The 22,244-nt window shown below is 41.9% G+C and carries 20 protein-coding genes; 19 read left to right on the forward strand and 1 reads right to left on the reverse strand.

The window, feature by feature from the left end:
• The first annotated feature begins 10 nt into the window (after window positions 1-10).
• From tmk to Q0C76_RS07355, 16 genes are all read left to right on the forward strand, one after another.
• On the forward strand, window positions 11-658 hold the full coding sequence (tmk, locus tag Q0C76_RS07280) for a dTMP kinase (protein WP_295731485.1): 648 nt from the start codon (window positions 11-13) through the stop codon (window positions 656-658).
• Between the two features lie 13 nt (window positions 659-671).
• A complete protein-coding gene (locus Q0C76_RS07285) occupies window positions 672-992 on the forward strand; it encodes a cyclic-di-AMP receptor (protein ID WP_295731487.1) in 321 nt (106 codons plus the stop codon).
• A gap of 24 nt (window positions 993-1,016) precedes the next feature.
• On the forward strand, window positions 1,017-2,024 hold the full coding sequence (gene holB, locus Q0C76_RS07290) for a DNA polymerase III subunit delta' (RefSeq protein ID WP_295731489.1): 1,008 nt from the start codon (window positions 1,017-1,019) through the stop codon (window positions 2,022-2,024).
• 10 nt (window positions 2,025-2,034) lie between these two features.
• The gene (locus Q0C76_RS07295) at window positions 2,035-2,376 is read left to right on the forward strand and encodes a DNA replication initiation control protein YabA (RefSeq protein WP_295731491.1); all 342 of its coding nucleotides are present in this window, start codon (window positions 2,035-2,037) and stop codon (window positions 2,374-2,376) included.
• Between the two features lie 12 nt (window positions 2,377-2,388).
• On the forward strand, window positions 2,389-3,252 hold the full coding sequence (gene rsmI, locus Q0C76_RS07300) for a 16S rRNA (cytidine(1402)-2'-O)-methyltransferase (RefSeq protein ID WP_295731493.1): 864 nt from the start codon (window positions 2,389-2,391) through the stop codon (window positions 3,250-3,252).
• 9 nt (window positions 3,253-3,261) lie between these two features.
• Window positions 3,262-4,020 carry an acyl-[acyl-carrier-protein] thioesterase gene (locus Q0C76_RS07305; RefSeq protein WP_295731496.1) on the forward strand — a complete coding sequence of 253 codons (759 nt, stop codon included), beginning with the start codon at window positions 3,262-3,264 and terminating at the stop codon, window positions 4,018-4,020.
• Window positions 4,021-4,114: 94 nt separating this feature from the next.
• Window positions 4,115-5,614: an exopolyphosphatase gene (locus Q0C76_RS07310; RefSeq protein WP_295731497.1), complete on the forward strand. Its 1,500-nt coding sequence runs from the start codon at window positions 4,115-4,117 to the stop codon at window positions 5,612-5,614.
• A 1-nt stretch (window position 5,615) separates the two neighbouring features.
• Window positions 5,616-7,865 carry an RNA degradosome polyphosphate kinase gene (locus Q0C76_RS07315; RefSeq protein WP_295731499.1) on the forward strand — a complete coding sequence of 750 codons (2,250 nt, stop codon included), beginning with the start codon at window positions 5,616-5,618 and terminating at the stop codon, window positions 7,863-7,865.
• A 3-nt stretch (window positions 7,866-7,868) separates the two neighbouring features.
• Window positions 7,869-8,825, forward strand: a complete 957-nt coding sequence (locus Q0C76_RS07320) for a Ppx/GppA family phosphatase (protein ID WP_295731501.1) — start codon at window positions 7,869-7,871, stop codon at window positions 8,823-8,825.
• Window positions 8,826-8,909: 84 nt separating this feature from the next.
• Entirely contained in the window at window positions 8,910-9,905 is a 996-nt protein-coding gene (gene galE / locus Q0C76_RS07325; RefSeq protein WP_295731503.1) for a UDP-glucose 4-epimerase GalE, read from the forward strand.
• Between the two features lie 229 nt (window positions 9,906-10,134).
• Window positions 10,135-10,863, forward strand: a complete 729-nt coding sequence (tsaB, locus tag Q0C76_RS07330) for a tRNA (adenosine(37)-N6)-threonylcarbamoyltransferase complex dimerization subunit type 1 TsaB (RefSeq protein WP_295731504.1) — start codon at window positions 10,135-10,137, stop codon at window positions 10,861-10,863.
• Window positions 10,847-11,413: a ribosomal protein S18-alanine N-acetyltransferase gene (gene rimI, locus Q0C76_RS07335; RefSeq protein ID WP_295731506.1), complete on the forward strand. Its 567-nt coding sequence runs from the start codon at window positions 10,847-10,849 to the stop codon at window positions 11,411-11,413. Before tsaB ends, rimI begins: the two co-directional genes overlap by 17 nt.
• Window positions 11,414-11,416: 3 nt before the next feature.
• Entirely contained in the window at window positions 11,417-12,454 is a 1,038-nt protein-coding gene (tsaD, locus tag Q0C76_RS07340) for a tRNA (adenosine(37)-N6)-threonylcarbamoyltransferase complex transferase subunit TsaD (RefSeq protein WP_295731508.1), read from the forward strand.
• 69 nt (window positions 12,455-12,523) lie between these two features.
• Window positions 12,524-12,763, forward strand: coding sequence for a hypothetical protein (locus tag Q0C76_RS07345; RefSeq protein WP_295731510.1), 240 nt, complete (start codon window positions 12,524-12,526; stop codon window positions 12,761-12,763).
• Between the two features lie 122 nt (window positions 12,764-12,885).
• The gene (locus Q0C76_RS07350) at window positions 12,886-16,326 is read left to right on the forward strand and encodes a pyruvate carboxylase (RefSeq protein ID WP_295731522.1); all 3,441 of its coding nucleotides are present in this window, start codon (window positions 12,886-12,888) and stop codon (window positions 16,324-16,326) included.
• Between the two features lie 67 nt (window positions 16,327-16,393).
• Window positions 16,394-17,161, forward strand: coding sequence for a biotin--[acetyl-CoA-carboxylase] ligase (locus Q0C76_RS07355; protein ID WP_295731512.1), 768 nt, complete (start codon window positions 16,394-16,396; stop codon window positions 17,159-17,161).
• Window positions 17,162-17,197: 36 nt separating this feature from the next.
• On the opposite strand, the gene abc-f is transcribed toward Q0C76_RS07355, so the two are convergent.
• Window positions 17,198-19,144, reverse strand: coding sequence for a ribosomal protection-like ABC-F family protein (gene abc-f / locus Q0C76_RS07360; protein ID WP_295731513.1), 1,947 nt, complete (start codon window positions 19,142-19,144; stop codon window positions 17,198-17,200).
• Between the two features lie 176 nt (window positions 19,145-19,320).
• Between abc-f and Q0C76_RS07365 the strand changes: the two genes are divergently transcribed.
• The 3 genes from Q0C76_RS07365 (at window position 19,321) to groL (ending at window position 22,148) form a co-directional block, all read left to right on the forward strand.
• Complete coding sequence (locus Q0C76_RS07365) at window positions 19,321-19,968, forward strand: redox-sensing transcriptional repressor Rex (RefSeq protein WP_295731515.1); 648 nt, start codon at window positions 19,321-19,323, stop codon at window positions 19,966-19,968.
• A 208-nt stretch (window positions 19,969-20,176) separates the two neighbouring features.
• Entirely contained in the window at window positions 20,177-20,461 is a 285-nt protein-coding gene (groES, locus tag Q0C76_RS07370) for a co-chaperone GroES (RefSeq protein WP_295731517.1), read from the forward strand.
• Between the two features lie 52 nt (window positions 20,462-20,513).
• A complete protein-coding gene (groL, locus tag Q0C76_RS07375) occupies window positions 20,514-22,148 on the forward strand; it encodes a chaperonin GroEL (RefSeq protein ID WP_295731519.1) in 1,635 nt (544 codons plus the stop codon).
• The last annotated feature ends 96 nt before the right edge of the window (window positions 22,149-22,244 follow it).

Genomic DNA, 22,244 nt, shown 5'->3' on the forward strand with positions numbered 1-22,244 from the left:
AGAGTAAAACATGCAAGGAATGTTTATTTCGTTTGAAGGACCTGACGGCGCAGGGAAAACCAGTGTCATCAATGCAGTGCGAAACTGGCTAACAGCAAAGTATGGAGACCAAAAAGTCCTCTTAACTCGTGAACCCGGCGGCAACCATATTGCAGAACAAATTCGGGAGATCCTTTTTGATGATCAAAATACCAATATGGATGCGCGAACGGAAGCCTTATTGTTTGCGGCAGCACGGCGACAACATATTGTAGAAGACATTGAACCAGCGTTACAAGTTGGTAAGATCGTATTAAGTGATCGCTATGTCGATAGCTCGGTTGCATATCAAGGCGGGGGTCGGCACCTGGGTACTGACGATATTTGGGAATTAAACCAATTTGCGATGCATGGCTTGCTTCCGGAACTGACAATTTATTTGGATGTTCCATCTGAATTGGGATTAGAGCGAATAAGTAAGCACCGTTCAAACCAAGTGAACCGGTTAGACCGAGAAAAGTTAAAGTTCCATCAGGATGTGCGAGCGGCCTACTTAACGTTAGTCAAACGTCACCAAAAACGAATTCAATTGATTGATGCGAGCCAACCGTTAGCGATGGTTGTTGAAATGGTGAAGGCAACTATTCAGCAACGACTCAAAGCAAAGGACGGATGTTAAGGAGGAAAAAGACATGAAGATGATCATGGCGATTGTGCAACCCAAGGACAGTAATCGGGTTCGCGATGCACTAGCAAAGAATAAGATCGGGGTGACTAAGCTGGCTACTTCTGGTGGCTTTCTTCACGAAGGTAACACGACCTTTATGATTGTGGTTGACGATGCTAGGGTGGATGAAGCATTAGCAATCATCAAAGCAAACGCTAAGACGCGACAGGAATATATGACGCCAACTGCCTACATTGATAATGCCGCCAATTCGGTTCCGGTTAACGTCCAAGTCGGCGGAGCAACCGTATTTATCTTACCAGTTGATCAAATGCTGCATTTTTAAGTTAATTGTTGAGAGGAGCCAGCCGTGAGTACCAAGCCACTAACAGCTAAAGAATTACAACCAGCAATCGTTGAACGCTTTCAGCGAATCATTAGTAATGGTGAACTGGCTCACGCTTACTTGTTTGTTGGACCAAATGGATCTGGCAAACAAGAGTTAGCTCAGTGGTTATCACTAAGCATCTTTTGTACTCATCCCCATTTTGGACAACCAGATTTGTCATGTTCCGAATGTCAACGGGTTTTGTCTGGTAATCATCCAGACATCGTTCGTGCGAGCGCTGAAGGTCGGCAAATCAAGGTCGACCAAATTCGCCACCTAAAAGCAGAATTTACTAAATCGGGGATGGAAGGACAGAAGAAAGTTTTTATTATTGAAGATGCGGATAAAATGACCACCAACGCCGCTAATAGTTTGCTCAAATTTATTGAAGAACCAGGGGCAGGAAGTTACATTTTTCTATTAACCAATAATAAAAACGCCGTGTTACCCACAATTCAGTCGCGAACCCAAATTGTGGAATTGCAGCCGCTTTCCAAAACCATTATTAAACAGATGTTGGATGACTATGAAATTCCAGAATACTTACGACCAGTAATTTTGGGGCTGACGGATTCGGCAACGCAAGCTGCCCAATGGGTAGCTGATGACTGGTTAGCTAAAACAATTGATACAATTGTGCATTGGTTTCAGGAACTGACCCAAGTGGATCCAATTGCGTTTGTTGATGTTCAAACAGTGATGAAGGGCTTAGCAAGCGATCGCGAAAAACAATTGATTTTTTTAGATTTGATGGCACTAATCTGGCGGGACGCGTTAGTGACTAAGCTTGGACCCACAAAAGGAGAACGATTGTATTTTCAACAGTGGCAACAGATCGTTGAAAAAGGGGTCCGGCGGTATTCAATGCATCAGTTAGTAAAAGTAAGTCAAATTACTCTAGAAGCGCACCAATTGCTCGGGCAGAATATTAGTTTTCAAAATGTTGCTGAACAGCAGACTCTCCGAATTTTGAAATTGTTACATGGGTAGGTGAATATTCATGGAAAAGCAACCAGTAAATAAAAGCGAAATTTATGATCAATTTGCACGCTTGACACAACAAACAAGGGATTTAATGGATAGTATTGATATTTTATCTGATCGAATGACGAAAGTCTTAGCGGAGAACGCACGGTTAACCATTGAAAATGAACACTTGTGTGACGTCATCGCTAAAAAACATGAACAAAAACAAGAAAAGGGCTTGTCAGAGTCTCGTAAAATGTTGAAAAAGCTTTATCAAGAGGGCTTTCATGTTTGTAATGATATGTATGGTAAAAGACTTGAAACAAATGAATCTTGTACCTTTTGCTTAGATGCTATCTATGGTCGTCACAATTAAGGAGTAAATTCAATGCAAACAATGTCAAGTTTTCAAGAACCAACCGGTAAATTATATTTGGTACCGACCCCAATTGGGAACTTAGATGATATGACGATGCGGGCTATCAAAACTTTGCAGGATGCTGACTTGATTGCAGCTGAAGACACACGACATACGCAAATTCTTTTAAACCACTTCGAGATTCATACACCGACGGTATCGTTTCATGAACATAACACTACGGAACGGATTCCTCAGTTAATTGCTAAATTAAAAGCAGGGACAGTCATTGCGCAATGTAGTGATGCGGGAATGCCATCCATCTCCGATCCAGGGAAGGAACTTGTTGCGGCCTGTGTTCAAGCGGAAATCCCAGTGGTGCCAATTCCGGGCCCTAATGCTGGCTTGACGGCCTTAATTGCTTCTGGGCTCTCGCCACAACCGTTTACTTTTTACGGCTTTTTAGACCGGAAACATCAACAACAAATCGTCCAATTAACGAAACTTAATTCTCGACCAGAAACGTTGATTTTTTATGAAGCCCCACATCGGCTCAAAAAAACGTTAAAAACGATGGGGGAAGTTTTTGGTATGGAACGACGGGTAGTGCTCGCGCGTGAATTAACAAAGCGGTACGAAGAATTTATTCGTGGAACGCTAGCAGAAGCAATTGACTGGACAGAGAATCATCAAGTTCGCGGTGAGTTTGTGATCTTGGTTGCCGGTAATGATCAACCAACGGAACCAACTACGGTTGTCCATCAAGGAACTCCCGTTGAGCAGGTTGATCAAGAAGTTGCAAAGGGTCTCAATACTAATGCGGCAATTAAACTAGTTGCAAAACGATTGGGATTGAGACGTCAGGAATTATATAAGCAATATCATCAATTTTAGGAGTCATCAATGGGAGAACAAAGATTTAAATTACAGCATCAGGTGAACTATTATGAATGTGATCCCAGTGGGCATCTGAGTTTAAGTACCCTAGTGGCGCTAATGATCTTAGCTTCAGAAAAACAAAATGCCCAATTAGGCGTAGATGAACACGTTACTAAACAGTTGGGTGGCGGTTGGGTAATTATTGATTACGAAGCACATTTTGAGCAAGCGTGGCCAAGTGAAAATGATGTTATTCAATTTGAAACGCAAATTGTTGCTTATAATAAGTATTTCGTGGTTCGACAGTTTACGATTAAGGATCACGATGAGCAAATTATCGGGACTGTGAACGGGTTATTTATCTATATGGACTTAGCTAAGCGACGGATGACAAAGATCCCCGATAAAATTATGGCACCCTACGAAGCAACTAGTTGCTTGCGATTGCCAAAAGTGGCTCGCCCAGATAAAGTTGCATTAACCGATGCATGGCAAACTCAACAATATCGGGTTAGATATTTTGATATTGACTATAACGGTCACGTTAATAATGCACGTTATTTTGATTGGATGCTTGATACATTAGATCATGATTTTCTTAAAAAGCACCAAATTGTTGAAATGCGAATGAATTATGAACACGAAGTTCGACCAGAAACGATGGTGAAGAGTTTTGTAACAGCCCCGCAAATTGATGTGGATGGGGATTATATAACCCATCATAAAATCTTAGTTGAAGCTGACGAGTGTGCCATCGCGACAATTAAATGGCGAGAAATTTAAAATTAAGGGAATTCACGATTTTGTGAATTCCCTTTTTATGATGGTCCGTGGTATTCTGAAATAGTAACAAGGACAATAAAAAGGGGCGTTCGATGTGGCAAAAGGCGTAGTAGGATTAATCTTCTTAAAACCAGACCGCTTGACCTTGCGGGTCATTGATTTAGATCAGCACCGGATTGTTAATGAAGCGCGTTCTGGATCTCTGCATGTTGGACAGGACACTGTTGCTAATTATCCAGAAAATATTTCAGCAATTACCAATAATTTGCTTGGCTTCAAACGGATTCTAGCGGACTATCAGGTAACTAATTATCATTTATATGGAGCTTTGACGGATATTGATTTGGTAACTGGAAAATACGTTGCTAACCAGATTTACGTACGGACAGGATTGAGAATGCACTGGCTTAATAAGGACCAGACACTGGCTAATGTATTGGCAGCAGTGAATCAGCTTGTTGAGACAAAAAAAATCGAAAAAAAGCAATTATCTGGTTATGTTTTAAACATTGGCTTGAGCACCAGTAACCTGGCTTATTATAAGAAGGGGAAATATGCCTGTTCATGGGAAATTGATCTGGGGAAAGCACGTCTTAGTCAACTAGTTACTAATTTACGGCAGACGGCAGCTACCCCGAGTGACATCATCTTAGATTACATTAGCTCAAAGCTAGAATATTTAGTTCCAGAACTGAAAAATGATGATGAATCGACAATGGTAATTCAAGGAGCGGATACTCTTGCTGAACGTTACCTCTCAGAGGGTCAACATGTGGAAAAAGTGCCACATAAAGAGTTCCATAAACGTTATCAGCACCTGCTTAATGCATCCGATCAATATATCATCCATCACTATGACGTTGATGAACAAAGTGTTAATTGGGTTTTGCCAACTTACTTAATTGTTCGCCAGATAATGCGGTTATTAAACGTTAAAAAAGTTTATGTGACTGATGTGACAGTACTGGATGGCTTAGAAGTAACTCGTAACCATCCAGAATTGGTTTTGGGCATGGTGAAAACCGCGGCGGACAACCTAGCAATTCGTTACGGTGCTGATTCAAGCCATAAACGATTTGTGACGTCAGTGGCGTTGAAACTTTATGATGCATTGAAGCCAATTCATCGCTTGGATGATCATTACCGATTATTATTAGAAGTGGCATGTAAAGTTGATGACATTGGTAATTTTATCAATCCCCAGGGTCATTATCGGCATTCAGCTTATATCCTTGAAGCAAACCCATTGATTGGTTTATCTAGTCAGGATAATGAAGTAATTGCGGAAGTTTCGCGATATCATAGTTCGGAAACGCCGGAAGTTGACCAGCCCCACTATATGCACCTGGATAGTGCAATTCAGCTACCAGTTGCGCAACTAGCTGCGATTTTACGAGTGGCGGATTCACTGGATGATTCACGATTACAAAAGATTTTACAGGTGCATCTCACATTGGTTGAAAATGACCTGCAAATTCAAGTGAAGACGACCGATGATTTGGTACTGGAACAATGGGCATTTGAACGGAAAAACCAGTTATTTACTGAAGTCTATGGATTACATCCAAAACTAATGATTGTTGGGAGAGAGTAGTATGTATAAAGATTTCTATAAACCAGCAAATTATGTGAATCGGGAATTGTCATGGATTGATTTCAATGGTCGAGTATTAGATGAAGCGTTAGATCCACATAACCCCCTTTTGGAACAAGCCAATTTTGTTGGAATTACGCAAAGTAATGTTGATGAGTTCTTTATGGTGCGCGTCGCGTCACTGCATAAACTATCAGCCGCCAATGTGACAACGACTGATGCATCTGGGATGACTCCCGGTGAGCAATTAACGGCAGTTAATGACAAGGAACATCAAATGGTGGAACGTCGTTATCGTGTTTACAATGATCATATTCTAACTGAGTTAGCACACCATGATATCCAGATCTTGCCTGAACGCAATTTACAAGAACGGGACTATGAATATACACGCCGTTACTTTAATGATGAATTATTACCAGTTTTAACGCCAATGGCTGATGATATGTCACGACCATTCCCGTTTATTAATAATGGCTCACTCAACATTGCCGTTAAATTACACCGGAAGAAAAAGAACGCACAATCAACCAATAACCCGGTTCTTGAAGGTGATCAAGAGGTAACTGGCAAAACACCGGAGCCACATGAGGATCGCCAGCATCATGGCGCTAAATTTGCCACGATCCGGGTACCTAGCATTTATAAACGGCTTGTGAAATTGCCAGAAAAGAATCATTTTGTATTGATCGATGAGATCATTCAAGAATTTATGGGGGTCTTGTTTCCGGGCTATAAGATTGACGCCAGTGGGACATACCGAGTAATGCGTGATATGGACCTGGATGTGGCCGAAGAGGATACTTCAGATTTATTGAGATCCGTTCAGCACCAACTCCGTGCTAGAGAGCACGGGCAAGTAATGCGCTTAGAAATCGGCAACCACTTTGACCAATGGCTGGAAGAACGTTTGCGGGAAAACCTTCAGGTAGCAGAGAACGCGATTTACCGGGTTGACGGTCCGGTTGATTTAAGCTTTCTAAAGAAACTACCTGGAATGGTTACAGGTCATGATGATTTAAGGTATTCATCCTTTAAGCCGTACTTGAACCCGATCTTGGATATGGATCACAATATTTTTGATGCAATTCGTCATAAGGATTACCTAATGCAGCACCCCTACGACGATTTTCAAGCAGTGGTTAACTTTATTCATCAGGCGGCAGTAGATGAGGACACCCTGGCAATTAAGATGACTCTTTATCGGGTCTCGGGTAATTCACCAATTATTAAGTATCTAGGAATGGCCGCTCAACGTGGTAAGCAAGTGACAGTGCTGGTGGAAGTTAAGGCGCGGTTTGACGAAAAGAATAATGTTCGATGGGCGCGACGCCTGGAACAAATGGGGTGCCATGTGATTTATGGACTCGCTGGTTTGAAGACTCACTGTAAGTTAGCACTGGTTATTCGTCGTGACGATGATGGCTTGCGTCGGTACATGCATCTGGGTACAGGTAATTATAATGACGTGACTGCGCATTTCTATACTGATATGGGTCTCCTAACTTGTGATTACGAGTTGGGAAATGATATGACTAACCTCTTTAATATGCTTTCAGGATTTGCCCGACCGAAGTACTTTCACAAACTACATGTTTCACCAAACGGGATTCGTGACTTCATTAACGAAAAGATTGATCAGCAAATTAAGATTGCACAAAGTGGCAATCCGGCCTTAATTGGGATGAAAATGAATTCGTTATCTGATAAACAAATTATTGCGCACTTGTATGAAGCAGCAACGGCTGGAGTTAAAATTCATTTGATTGTACGTGGTATTACTTGCTTGCGCAATGATTTACCAGAGCTACACAATAATATTGAAGTGCATTCCATTGTGGGACGCTTTTTGGAACACTCACGGATTTACTATTTTGCCGGCAATGACCATGAAGAAATTTATCTGGCGAGTGCAGATATGATGACGAGAAATCTAAACCGACGGGTCGAAGAACTCTATCCAGTGACTGAAAATGATACTAAAGCACGTGCTATTAGTATTTTCCACAAAATGTGGCATGATAATACTAAGGCTTGGCGGTTGGTTGGTGACCACTATGTCAAGATTCGCTCCGACGATCAGCAACCAGTTAATTCGCAAGAGTTCTTTATGGAAGAGGCAACGCAGTTACGAAAAGAAGAGAAACACGTGCGTAAGAATAAGAAGCATTTTAGTAATGTCTTTGAAACCTTGACGAAACACGTCTCTGGCATTCGACTGAATAAAACTAACTCAAAGGAAGAGGAGTAGCCAATGAGTATCAATTTAGCAATTATTGACTTGGGTTCTAATTCTTGTCGCCTCCGGGTTACGAAGGTTTTTGATAATGGGCGAACGGAGCTAATTCGCTATGAGAAAGAATATGTTCGTTTATCAGAAAATATGGGACCAGAAAAGGTTTTACAACCAGCGCCAATAGAGCGAACAATTGCGACGCTAACGCGGTTTAAAAATATTTGTACAGAATTAAAAAATGTCCGATTAATCGCGGTGGCCACGGCGGCGGTCCGCCAGGCGGTCAATCAGGATGAATTCTTAAAACGGGTCAAAAATGAATTAAACATTCAATTTAAGATTCTCTCTGGTGCTCGGGAGGCCTATCTGGATTATGTCGGGGTTTCGCGAACCTTAAAAATTGAAAATGGTTTAATCATTGACACTGGTGGGGCCAGCATGGAAATGATTTTGGTTGATCAAGGACAAGCGGAAGAGTTAGTGAGTCTACCAATCGGTTCCGTGACCCTTTCACAGAATTACCATTTGAATGACCAAGTGCGGGCAGCTGATCTTTACGATGCAACGATTAAGGTGGATGAGCAATTGTCAACTCAACGGTGGTTAAATCGGGCTCGGCATACTCAGGTAATTGCGCTCGGCGGTAGTAACCGTGCATTAGCAAAAATGTATCGGTGGAAATTGGCTACTGACCCAGCTACGGTGCAACCAGTTCATGGGTTGACTATGCAGACTAATGAAGCTAACCAAATGATGCATGAATTGTTAGCTACTGATCGAGATGGGCGGGCAGCAATTCGTGGGATTAATAGTTCAAGAGCGGATGTGATTATTGGTGGTTTGTTGCCGTTAATGGCATTACTGCGACAACTTAATTTAAAAGAACTTCGTTTTAGCAACAATGGGTTACGTGAAGGATTACTGTTTGAATATTTAGACCATGAAATTGAACAAAGTCAACTCCAAGAGCTTTAAAAATAAATTTCTGCTAATGGAGACTTGTGTTATAATGCTAGTAAAGTTTTAGTAAACTTTTATTGAAAATGGAGGCAAACAAAGATGGCAATTTTGGTTTGTGGTGGTGCCGGGTATATCGGTTCACATATGGTAAAACGATTAGTGGAAAGCGGGGAAGAAGTTGTCGTAGCAGATAACCTTTCAACTGGACATAAGAAGGCAATCAACCCGCAAGCAAAGTTTTATCAAGGCGATATTCGTGATCGGGCGTTTTTAGATCGGATCTTTTTGAATGAAAATATTACGGCAGTTGTTCATTTTGCGGCATTCTCAATTGTTCCTGAATCAATGAGTGAACCACTGAAGTACTTTGATAACAATACTGGCGGAATGATCACGTTGTTGGAAGCGATGCGTGACTTTGGCGTCAAGTACATCGTCTTCAGTTCTACAGCAGCAACATATGGTGTTCCAGAACACATGCCAATTAAAGAAACTGATCCACAGAAACCAATTAACCCATATGGGTTATCAAAGTTAATGATGGAACATATGATGGCATGGGCTGATCAGGCTTATGGGATTAAGTTCGTGGCACTTCGGTACTTTAATGTGGCTGGGGCAGCTCCAGATGGAACAATTGGGGAAGATCACGGCCCAGAAACACACTTAGTACCAATTATTATGCAAGTGGCTCAAGGAAAGCGAAAAGAGCTTAGTATCTTCGGTGATGATTACAACACCCCGGACGGCACGAATGTTCGTGATTATGTTCATGTTATGGACCTAGCGGATGCGCACATTTTGGCACTGAAGTACTTGAAGGAAAATAATCAATCGAATGCTTTTAATCTAGGTTCATCAACAGGATTTTCCAACAAACAAATGCTCGAAGCAGCACGAGAAGTTACTGGAAAAGAAATTCCAGCTAAAATGGCGGCGCGCCGGCCAGGAGATCCTGATTCATTGATTGCTGCTAGTGATAAAGCCCGCAGCGTTCTTGGCTGGAAACCACAGTATGATGATGTTCATGATATTATTGCGACAGCTTGGAAGTGGCATTCAACTCATCCAAAGGGTTACGATGATCGGAATTAATTGAAGTTTAAAAGGGGGAGAAAAAGTCGGTTGCGACTTTGCTTTTCGAACCTTAGCGAGAACAAATAGGGCTGCAGCGTTCGGCTTCGCCGGTGCTGCAGCCCATTTGCGTCCCTCGTTGTTGGGATAAACCCTTGGGAAGAAACCTGTTTTTTTGAATATCCCAATCATAGATCGGTTGGCTTGACGAATATGTTAAGATACTTACTGTATGAAAGGACGGAGAAAGATGAAAATACTCGCGCTTGATACCTCAAACCATCCTATGAGTGTAGCCTTGGTTGAAGATGACCAGCTCAAGGCCACAATAACCTTAAATATGGTTCGAAATCATAGTATTTATGTGATGCCGGCGGTGGATAATCTCTTTAAACAGGTTGGGTGGCAACCCAAAGAGATTGATCGGGTTGTTGTTGCCAAAGGTCCAGGTTCATATACTGGTGTTCGGATTGCCGTGACGACAGCCAAGACATTAGCAATGACGTTGGATAAAGAATTAGTGGGAATTTCTAGTTTACAGGTTTTAGCAGCTAATGTACCACCAATTACCGACCGGTTAATAGTTCCGTTTATGGATGCACGACGAGGAAACGTTTTTGCTGGTGGCTACCAATACCAGAATGGTGAATTAGTAAACGTGATTCCGGAGCAACACATTGGATATCAACAATTACTTGATGCAGTGGTGCAACGTGGACAGGCTGGCTATTTGGTGGGAGAGATTACGCCAAAATTAAGGGATGCTCAGAAGAGGTTCCCGAAGGGAATTCAATTACTTCCCGCAACCTATGCAATGCCCTCAACAGAGCGTTTAGCACAATTAGGTGCGTGGGCCGATGTGGTGAAGGATATTGATGACTTCGTACCGAACTACTTACGGAAGACCGAAGCTGAAGTAAATTGGTTAAAGCAACATCCTGGCAAACATGATGATGCGAACTATGTTCAAGAAGTTTAATCGGTGGTTTGCGGGCTTTTTGGATGACGTTAACGGTAAACCAGTCCATTATACAGACCATAATGTTGTCATTGGACGACGTTATTACCGCTTGGTTCAAGGACGAACGTTAGATATTCATCAATTGCTTCAAACGGAACGCTTAATTTACGGGAGCCTCCCTTGGGATCGGACTGCTTTTGAAATTGATATTAATCGACCGAATACACTTTATCTGTTGCTGATCGAAGCTGATTCAAAACGATTGGTGGCTTTTATTGGAGCGGCTTTCAACGCTTATCTTGGGGATGTTCATATTACGAACCTTGGTGTAATTCCAGAATTTCAAATGCACGGATTAGGAACTTTCTTGCTTCAGGAAGTTGAACGAAAAGCTCGGCTAGATGGATTTACGAGCATGAGTTTGGAGGTCCGACGTTCAAATCTGACTGCTCAACGACTTTATCGACAATTAGGTTTCATCCAAGTTAGAATTCGGCAACGATATTATCGTGATAATGGTGAAGATGCGTTTGATATGTTGAAAAAAATCGAAGGGGAAGGAAATTAATCGATGGCAAAAGATAAACTAATTTTAGCCTTTGAATCTAGCTGTGATGAAACTAGTGTTGCAGTAGTCAAAAATGGGGTAGAAATATTATCCAATATTGTGGCCACGCAAATTCAAAGTCATCAACGGTTTGGTGGGGTTGTTCCAGAAGTGGCAAGCCGTCATCACATTGAATGGATTACGCGGTGTATTCGACAAGCATTGGCAGAAGCACAAGTGACGTACCAAGATTTGACGGCAGTCGCGGTTACTTACGGTCCAGGGCTAGTTGGCTCATTGTTGATTGGGGTGACTGCGGCGAAGACAGTGGCATGGGCTCACCACCTACCGTTAATTCCAATTAATCATATGGAAGGCCATATCTATGCGGCTCGTTTTGTCGGTGAGTTCCATTTTCCACAAATGGCATTGTTAGTATCTGGTGGACACACTGAACTAGTTTATATGCCGAGTGAACATCAATATGAAATTATTGGCGAGACGCGAGACGATGCAGCCGGTGAAGCTTACGATAAAATTGGCCGTGTTCTGGGGGTCAACTACCCAGCTGGAAAAACGATCGACGAGTGGGCACATCAAGGAACCGATTCCTTCCATTTTCCACGAGCGATGGAAAAAGAAGCCAACCTCGACTTCAGCTTCTCTGGACTGAAGAGTGCCTTTATTAACACCTGTCATAATGCTGAACAGCGTGGCGAACAATTAAATAAGTATGATTTAGCCGCCAGTTTTCAACAAAGTGTTGTTGATGTTTTGGCTGAGAAGACGATGCGGGCATTGGGCGAATATCCAGTTAAACAGTTAATTTTGGCAGGTGGAGTCGCTGCCAATCAGGGACTGCGTGATCGCTTAACGCATGATATGCATGAACAATTTCCAGACGTGACAATGTTACAAGCACCGCTAAAATATTGTGGCGATAATGCTGCAATGATTGGTGCAGCAGGTGAAGTTGCTTATCGCCATGGAGATCGTGCTGGCAATGACTTAAACGCAGTTCCTGGTTTATCATTCCCAGTCAATAAAAAACAAGCAGATTAAAAATAGCTGTTAAAAATTGAATTTTTTGAAATAGGTCAAGATTGCATAGACTTTTTAGGACATGTGGTTTTGCCCTTTTTTGATACTAGTTTTGAGCTATTTGATGACTTATTAAAAGAGATAGTTTTGACTGGTGATTCGTTAACAATCCCGAGGAAGCGGACGACGATGGTAATTACGACGTCAAGGCTAGTCTGGTACCGCTATTGGATAGTTTCAGCCAAACGATTCATTGCTGTAATTTCTGACCATCAATCAATTGAAGATAAGTTGGCTGGTGTCAAGATTAAGGGGGATTACAATACCTGATTAGTTTAATGAAAATCAATAATTTTAATCATATTCTCATTTTTAACCGTTTTAAAAGCAAGAATATGGTATGATTGAGCAGTGAAGTAGGAAATATGTTCGTAATTAAGGCGGTGGAAAATTTGAAGAAGGTATTAATTGCCAATCGTGGTGAAATTGCGATTCGCATTATTCGTGCCTGCCATGAGCTGGGACTAAAGACGGTGGCAGTTTATGCAAAAGAAGATGAGTATGGTGTGCACCGATTCCGAGCTGATGAGGCTTATCAAATTGGTGCAGGTAAAAAGCCAATCGATGCATATTTAGATATGGACGATATTATTCGGGTTGCTAAGCAGACTGGAGCGGATGCAATTCACCCTGGGTATGGATTTTTAGCAGAAAATGAAGAGTTTGCGGAAAAGTGTGCACAAAATGATATTACTTTTATTGGGCCAACGGTTGAACAACTGAAAATCTTTGGGGATAAAATTACCGCTAAGGAAGTTGCTGAAAAGAATGGTTTGCAAACGATTCCCGGGATTAATGAACCAGTCCAATCGATGCAGGAGATGGCAGAGTTTGCACATACACACGGTTACCCAATCATGATTAAGGCTGCCATGGGTGGGGGCGGCCGTGGTATGCGGATTGTCAAAGATGATGAAGACTTAAAGACCGCTTATAATCGTGCTCGAAGTGAAGCCAAGGCATCGTTTGGTGATGATGAGCTGTATGTTGAAAAGTATTTAGAGAATCCAAAGCATATTGAAGTGCAAATTCTGGCGGATGAGCATGGTCACGTGATGCATTTATTTGAACGTGATTGCTCGGTTCAGCGTCGCAACCAAAAAGTAATTGAATTTGCTCCCAGTCTCGCGTTAGATGATCAAAGGCGAAAAGCAATTTGTGATGCAGCGGTTCGTTTGATGAAGGGTGTTCATTATCAGAATGCCGGAACCGTGGAATTCTTAGTCACGAAGGATCAATTTTACTTCATTGAAGTCAACCCACGGATTCAAGTGGAACACACGGTTACAGAATTGATTACGGGTGTTGATATTGTTCGTTCACAAATCCGGATTGCGGCAGGAGCAGATTTACATGCTGATTTGCATTTGCCGGCGCAGGGTGAATTAATGATGAACGGTTATGCTATCCAATGTCGGGTCACAACAGAAGATCCCGAAAATAACTTCATGCCGGATACAGGACGAATCTTAACCTACCGTTCACCAGGTGGTAATGGCGTGCGGCTCGATGGTGGGAACACATATGCCGGTGCTGTTGTTACGCCTTACTTTGATTCACTATTGGTTAAGGCTTGTGTTCATGCGCGAACTTTCCATAACACCGTTGAAAAAATGATTCGGGTACTTAATGAATTTCAAATTCGTGGTGTCAAAACTAATATTCCGTTTATGCTGAACGTTTTGAAAAATCCAGTCTTTCAAAATGGTGAAGCCCATACGTCATTCATTGATCAAACACCGTCACTCTTTAAATTTGATCATCAGCCCGATACTCAGCAACAACTGTTGAACTATGTTGGTGACGTGACCGTTAACGGGTTTAATGGTGTTCAACGACAAAATCAGGTCCATCCTGCGAACGTGAAATTAGCAGAGCATGATTTAGAAAATGATCAGACATTACCAGTCGTAAACGCAAAGGATGTTCTGGACCGTGAAGGTGCTGACGCAGCCATGGAATGGGTCAAAAAGCAAAAGTTAGTTTTACTAACCGACACTTCGATGCGTGATGCCCACCAAAGCTTGTTTGCAACACGGATGCGGACATATGATATGTTACCAGTTGCGGATATTTATGACCGCGCGTTACCGAATGTTTTTTCAGCTGAAACATGGGGTGGTGCGACATTTGATGTTGCCTATCGGTTCCTCGGCGAAGATCCGTGGAAACGGCTCAAAATGCTCCGTCAACGGATGCCGCATACAATGTTGCAGATGCTCCTCCGGGGTTCAAATGCAGTTGGCTATAAAAATTATCCAGATAATGTTTTGCAAAAGTTCATTGAACAAAGTGCTGAAGATGGAGTTGATGTTTTCAGAATCTTTGATAGTCTCAACTGGGTTGAGCAAATGCAAAAGAGCATTGATTACGTTCGACAAACTGGTAAGATTGCAGAAGGAACAATGTGTTATACTGGTGACTTGACGAGTCCAGATGAAACCAAGTACACGCTGGATTACTATAAGCAATTAGCAGGTCAGCTTGTTGATGCTGGAGCCCAAATCTTAGGGATTAAGGATATGGCAGGACTACTTAAGCCTGAAGCGGCCTACGAACTGGTTGGCGAATTAAAGGCGAAGTATGATGTTCCAGTTCATTTGCATACTCATGACACAACCGGTAATGGGGTGGCAACGTATGACCAAGCAACCCGTGCGGGTGTCGACGTTGTCGATGTGGCAATGAGCGCATTATCAAGTACAACCAGTCAGCCAAGCATGAGTAGTTTCTATTACAGCTTAGAGGGCAATGAACGTCAACCGGAATTGAATGTTGAAAACGTTGAACAAATTAATCAATATTGGGCCGGCATTCGTCCTCTTTATAAGGACTTTGCTAATGGGATTAATGCACCATTGCCAGATATCTATGAAACCGAAATGCCTGGTGGTCAATACTCGAACTTGCAACAGCAAGCTAAGTCACTAGGAATTGATGACTTTGAGCAGGTAAAGCGGATGTACCGGGTGGTTAATCGACTACTTGGTGATATCGTCAAGGTAACCCCAAGTTCCAAGGTGGTCGGCGATTTAGCGATCTTTATGATCCAGAATAACCTGTCTGCTGACAATATTTTAAAGTGGGGCGCTAATCTGGACTTCCCTGAGTCAGTGGTCAACTTCTTTGCAGGTGACCTTGGGCAGCCTTATGGTGGTTTTCCAAAAGAACTGCAAAAAGTGGTTTTGAAGGGACAACCAGCAATTACGGTTCGTCCAGGTAGTCTTGCACAGCCAGTCGATTTTAAGCAGGAAGCGGAAACGTTATCTAAAAAGATTGGTCGAACCCCAAGTGAAGAGGAAGTCCTATCATACGTTCTCTATCCAGACGTCTTTATGGATTACTTCAAGCGTCACCAACAGTACGGTAAAATTAGTGTCTTGGATACTAACACGTTCTATCAAGGAATGCGTCCGGGAGAAACTGTTCACGTTCATTTAGCACCTGGTCAAACCGAAATTTTACGTCTTGATTCAATTTCGGATGTGGACGTTGATGGTAATCGACATCTATTCTTCGCTGTTGATGGTGAACAGGTAGAATTACCAGTAGCAGATCAAACCCATGCCGATGCAAAAGTCAAAGTACCAAAGGCAGATCCAAATGATCCAGGCCAGATTGGAATGCCATTAAATGGCACCGTTGTTGAAATCCTAGTCAAGGAAGGCGACCATGTTCAGAAAGGTGATTCATTGATTGTCACTGAAGCAATGAAAATGGAAACGACGATCAAGGCTTCCTTTAGCGGCACGGTTGAAAAGATTTATGCCAGTGAAGGGGCAGTAATGGATAGCCAAGACTTGTTAATTCAAGTAACACCTGACGAAAAATAATAGTAAAAAGAGCTCCATTGGTCAGTTAGCAGACGATGGAGTTCTCTTTATGTTGGAGGAAGTAGCTATGCAACTAAGTCAAAAAAGAATTGAGCAGTATTTATTACCCAAGTTTCCCGGCAAGGTTATTGTTAAACAACAAGTTGATTCAACTCAACGAATAGCAAAGATAATGAATAATTCAAGTCAACCAGTTGCTGTCTTAGCGGAAAGTCAAACAGCTGGATATGGTAAACAACAGCGAACATTCTATTCACCGCGGGACTCAGGGCTTTACTTAAGTGTTCTAATTCCAGGGGTTGCAAAGGCGGAGTTAAAAGCGGCGGGCCTATTTACGACGGGGCTTGCCATCGCAGTAACTAAAGTTTTAGAAAAGAATTTTCCCACCAAACAATTGATGGTAAAGTGGGTCAATGATATTATGCTGAATCATAAAAAGGTGGCAGGAATTTTAGTTGAAGCGGTTCTTGAGGGGCAAACTGTTAATTGGATTGTCGGAATAGGTATTAACTTGTCCACCACGAACTTTCCGCTGGCATTACAGAAAAAGGCGGGGAGTATCGATCAGAATCAATTGGTTGAACGTAATCGATTAGCTGCGGAAATTATTGAAGCAGTTTGGCAAACCCGATTCTCTTATCAAAGAAGAACTTTTATTCACGAGTATCAGCAACGGTTAATATTATTGAATCGTTCCGTGGACTTGCAGTTAGCCTCGAGAACTATCACGGGAGTTGTTCGGGGAATTAATGATGAAGGAGAATTAATCATTCAGCAATCAAACGGTAGAATTAAGGCAATCAGTGCTGGGGAAGTTAGTAAAGTGAATTATTAAAACGGCAGGTTCGTACCGAACCCGCCGTTACTTTGTTTATTGATCAAATTCTTCCAGTTGTTCAGCAGCAATCGTCCATTTATCTTCGGCTTGATCAATTTGTTGCTGACATTGGTCCAATTGTTTTTGCAAATCACTAAGTTTGGCAATGTCAGTCGCAATCTCTGATTGACTCATTTCTTGTTCAATTTCGTCATGCTGCTTTTGTAACTGGTTCAAGGTTGTTTCCCATTTTTCTACTACCCGCTGTAGTTTGCGACGGGCACGTTGTTCTTGCTTACTAGCTTGATAACTTTGCTGCCCAGCCGATTTTTTGGTATTCGTTTGAGCTGTTGTAGTGATGGATTGAGCTGCCTCGGTTGTAGTTGTCGCTGCCGTCGTGGTTTGTTCAAGAAATTGATCGTAATTGCCTTGATAATGGTTAATTCCATGAGCAGACATCTCTAAAATATCGGTTGCCACTTGATTGAGAAAATATCGGTCGTGGGACACAAAGAGAACGGTTCCAGAAAATTCATTGATAGCCGTTTCTAGAACCTCCCGGCTGTCGATATCAAGGTGGTTAGTCGGTTCATCGAGAATGAGAAAGTTGATTGGTTGAAAAGATAACTTTGTTAATTCAAGGCGGGCTTTTTGACCACCGCTTAATTCGTGAACCGTTTTAAAAACATCATCACCAACAAACAGAAAACTGCCGAGTAGTGAACGAATGTCAGTTTCTGGAACTTCTGGATGATCATCCCATACTTCATCAAGCACGGTTTTTTCAGGATGGAGTTGTTGTTGTTCCTGATCGTAGTATCCAATGTCGAGGTTCGCGCCTAACTTGATCGTTCCGCTAATTGCCGGTAACTTGTGCAAGATTGTTTTTAATAACGTTGATTTACCAATGCCGTTGGGACCGATGATCCCAATTCGCTGGCGCTTTCGTTCTTGAAAAGTCAAAGGACCGGCAAGAACGTTATCTTGATAGCCAACTTTCAGATTTTCAACATCGAGGACTTCGTTGCCGCTTTCTTTAGCAGAGTGAAAGGAGAAATGAATGGAACGATCGTCCACGGTTGGTCGTTCTAAGCGTTCCATTTTATCTAATTGCTTTTGCCGTGCTTGAGCTCGTTTAGTTGTTGAAGCACGGACTAAGTTTTTATTCACAAAATCCTCCAGTTTAGCGATCTTTTTTTGCTGTTGATCATAGTGCTTTTGAGCGGCTTGGAGGCGGGCCGCTTTTTCTTGCGTAAACTGTGAGTAATTGCCGGTATAACGGGTCAAAGTATGATTTTCCAGATCATAAACTTGGTTAACCACGCGGTCCAAGAAATAACGGTCGTGAGAAACTACAAGAACTGAGCCAGCATAGCCCCGTAAGTAGTCTTCCAACCAACTTAAAACATTCATATCTAAGTGATTAGTAGGTTCGTCCAGGATTAGAAGCTGAGGTTCTTGTAACAAGATTTTAGCAAGCGCGAGTTTAGTTTTTTGACCGCCCGAAAGGGAATTAATCGGTGATTCATACATTGAAGCATCAAAGCCAAAACCGGTTAACACCCCGCGCATTTTGGATTCATACTCAAAACCACCTTGTTCTTTAAAGGTTGATTGGAGATCATCGTATTGTTGGATAACGTGTTGGTAGTGCTTAGATGTGCTGTCAAGTGTGGCCAGTTGTTCCTCCAGTTGATGGATATCTTTTTCCATTTGATGAAGTGGTGAAAAAACCGCATCTAATTCCGCCCAGATTGTATTTTGAGAATCCAACCCTTGGTCTTGAGCAAGGTAGCCAATCGTTAAATGGTGAGCTTTGGATATTGTGCCTTCATCAGGTTCGGTAATGCCCGCAATCATCTTTAAAAGGGTGGTTTTTCCCGCACCATTCCGACCGACCAAGGCGGTTCGGCTATGTTCATCAATTTGTAGGTTCACATTGTGAAATAAAACATCGGCACCAAAGCGCCGTTCGACATGGTTTGTTTGGAGTAATATCATTCCATAACCTCGTTAATTTCAGTAATAATAGTATTCTAAAACGATTTTAGCATAAAATTACGTTGCTTACTAAGGACATCTTTTCTTGCAAAAAGGTTCACAAAGTCAGAATAAGTTGCTAGAATATCAAGTAGATTAATTCACAAACGTATCAAATTGAATGGAGGAATTTGGTTATGCCAACGCGTAAAATACCGCGGGCAACAGCCAAGCGACTGCCGGTATATTACCGGTATTTAAATGCTTTGCTAAATGCCAATAAACGGCGTGTGTCTTCAACAGAGTTATCTGAAGCGGTCCAAGTGGACTCCGCAACAATCCGGCGTGACTTTTCATACTTTGGTGAGTTAGGAAAACGAGGCTATGGATACGATGTTGAAAGCTTAATTAAGTTTTTTAAAGGAATTTTGAATCAAGATAAGTTAACGAGTGTAGCACTAGTCGGTGTCGGTAGTTTGGGCAGTGCTTTAATGAACTATAATTTTCATCAAAGTACTAACTTACGAATTAGTGCTGCATTTGATCCAAAGCCAGCGTTAGCTAATACTATTAAAAGCGGGATCCCGGTTTATCCTGCTAATGAACTGAAAAAGCAGATTAAAGAACAACAGATTGATGTGGTAATCTTGACGGTACCGGCTTCGGAAGCTCAATCGGTAACGGACGATTTGGTTGAAGTAGGTGTTCATGGTATTTTAAACTTTTCACCAGTCAGGTTATCGGTTCCTGAGAGTGTCCAAGTCCAAAATATTGATTTAACTAATGAATTACAAACGTTAATCTATTTTATTGAAAGTAATCATTTAAGTGGTCAAAAAGAATAGTTAAGGTTTAAAAGGGAGGCGTTGATAACAACGGCTTCTTTTTGTTTTGTAAGTAATTAGTCAAAAAAGGTCAAACTTTTGGTTGTAATTGCGAAAGATGATGATATACTAAGAAGTGTGGTTAGCACTTAACAGCTATGAGTGCTAACAGTCACTACTTAATAGTGCTAAATGATTACAGAAATTAATGATATTTGGAGGGATTAACGTGTTAAAACCATTAGGAGATCGCGTGGTTCTGAAGGCCGCAGAAGAAAAAGAAGAAACTGTTGGAGGCATTGTATTAGCTTCTAACGCTAAGGATAAGCCAACGACCGGTGAAGTGATTGCTGTTGGCGATGGTCGGATTCTTGATAACGGGACCAAGGTTCCAGTTAGTGTCAAGGTTGGCGATACTGTCCTTTTTGATAAGTACGCTGGCAACGAAGTGGAATATGAAGGTAATAAATATTTGGTTGTTCATGACAAGGATCTAGTTGCGGTTGTTGATTAATTAAAGTTGATCAATCCAATTAAAACTAACATTAATAATGAGGTGAAAATTTATGGCAAAAGATTTGAAATTTGGCGAAGATGCGCGGAAGTCAATGATGGCTGGTGTTGACAAGCTTGCTGATACTGTTAAAACAACCATTGGTCCAAAAGGTCGGAACGTTGTTTTGGAACAAAACTATGGTTCACCAACGATTACAAATGATGGTGTGACGATTGCTAAGAGCATTGACTTAGATAACCATTTTGAAAACATGGGTGCTAAGTTAGTTGCTGAAGTTGCTTCCAAGACCAATGACATTGCTGGTGATGGTACCACTACTGCCACAGTTTTAACGCAAGCAATTGTTAACGAAGGAATGAAGAACGTCACTGCTGGTGCTAACCCGGTTGGTGTTCGTCGCGGAATTGAAAAAGCAACGAAAGCAGCTGTCGCAGCATTACACAAGATGAGTCATGATGTTAAGACTAAGGATGACATTGCACAAATTGCTTCAATTTCTGCTGCTAATCCAGAAGTTGGGAAACTGATTGCTGATGCTATGGAAAAGGTTGGTCATGATGGTGTTATTACCATTGAAGACTCACGTGGTGTTGAAACCAGTGTTGACGTGGTTGAAGGAATGAGCTTTGACCGTGGCTACATGTCTCAATACATGGTTACAGATAATGATAAGATGGAGGCTGATCTCGATAATCCATACATTTTGATTACTGATAAGAAGATCAGCAACATCCAAGATATCTTGCCATTATTGCAATCAGTTGTTCAAGAAGGTCGTTCACTCTTGATTATTGCTGATGACATTACTGGTGAAGCATTACCAACACTTGTTTTGAACAAGATTCGGGGAACCTTTAATGTTTGTGCTGTAAAGGCGCCTGGCTTTGGTGATCGGCGGAAGGCCCAATTACAAGATATCGCCATTTTGACTGGTGGTACGGTAATTTCCGATGACCTTGGTATGCAACTGAAAGACGTTACTGTGGATCAATTAGGTCAAGCTAACAAGGTTACAGTGACGAAGGATGCAACTACTATCGTTGATGGTAGTGGTGACAAGAGTGCCATCGCTGAACGAGTTGATCAAATTAAGCAAGCAATTGCCAAGACGACTTCTGACTTTGATAAAGAAAAGCTTCAAGAACGGTTAGCAAAGCTTTCTGGCGGGGTTGCCGTTGTTAAAGTTGGTGCCGCAACAGAAACTGAATTGAAGGAAAAGAAGTACCGGATTGAAGACGCTTTGAACGCTACCCGGGCAGCCGTTCAAGAAGGATTTGTCCCTGGTGGTGGAACTGCCTTAGTAAACGTTATTCCTGATATTGAAGCGATTGAAAAGGACGTTTCTGGAGATGAAGCAACTGGTGTTAATATTGTGAAGAATGCTTTGGAAGCACCGGTTCGTCAAATCGCTGAAAATGCTGGGGTTGAAGGTTCAGTCATTGTTAACCAATTAAAGAACGAAAAGCCAGGTGTTGGTTACAATGCTGCTGATGGTAAGTTCGAAGACATGATTGGTGCTGGGATTGTTGACCCAACCAAGGTTACGCGTTCCGCATTACAAAACGCTACTTCAGTTTCAGCATTGTTGTTGACAACTGAAGCGGTAGTTGCCGATAAGCCAGAACCTAAGGATGCAGCACCTGCTGCTCCACAACCAGGTGCCGGCATGGGTGGCATGATGTAATTAAATTTTGATTTAAATGAAGGGGCTGTGACATAAGTCCTTTATAATAAATGAACCGTTCGGAATTCTCAAAATTCCGAACGGTTCTTCTTTTTT

Source organism: uncultured Limosilactobacillus sp. (assembly GCF_934202705.1).
GTDB lineage: Bacteria > Bacillota > Bacilli > Lactobacillales > Lactobacillaceae > Limosilactobacillus.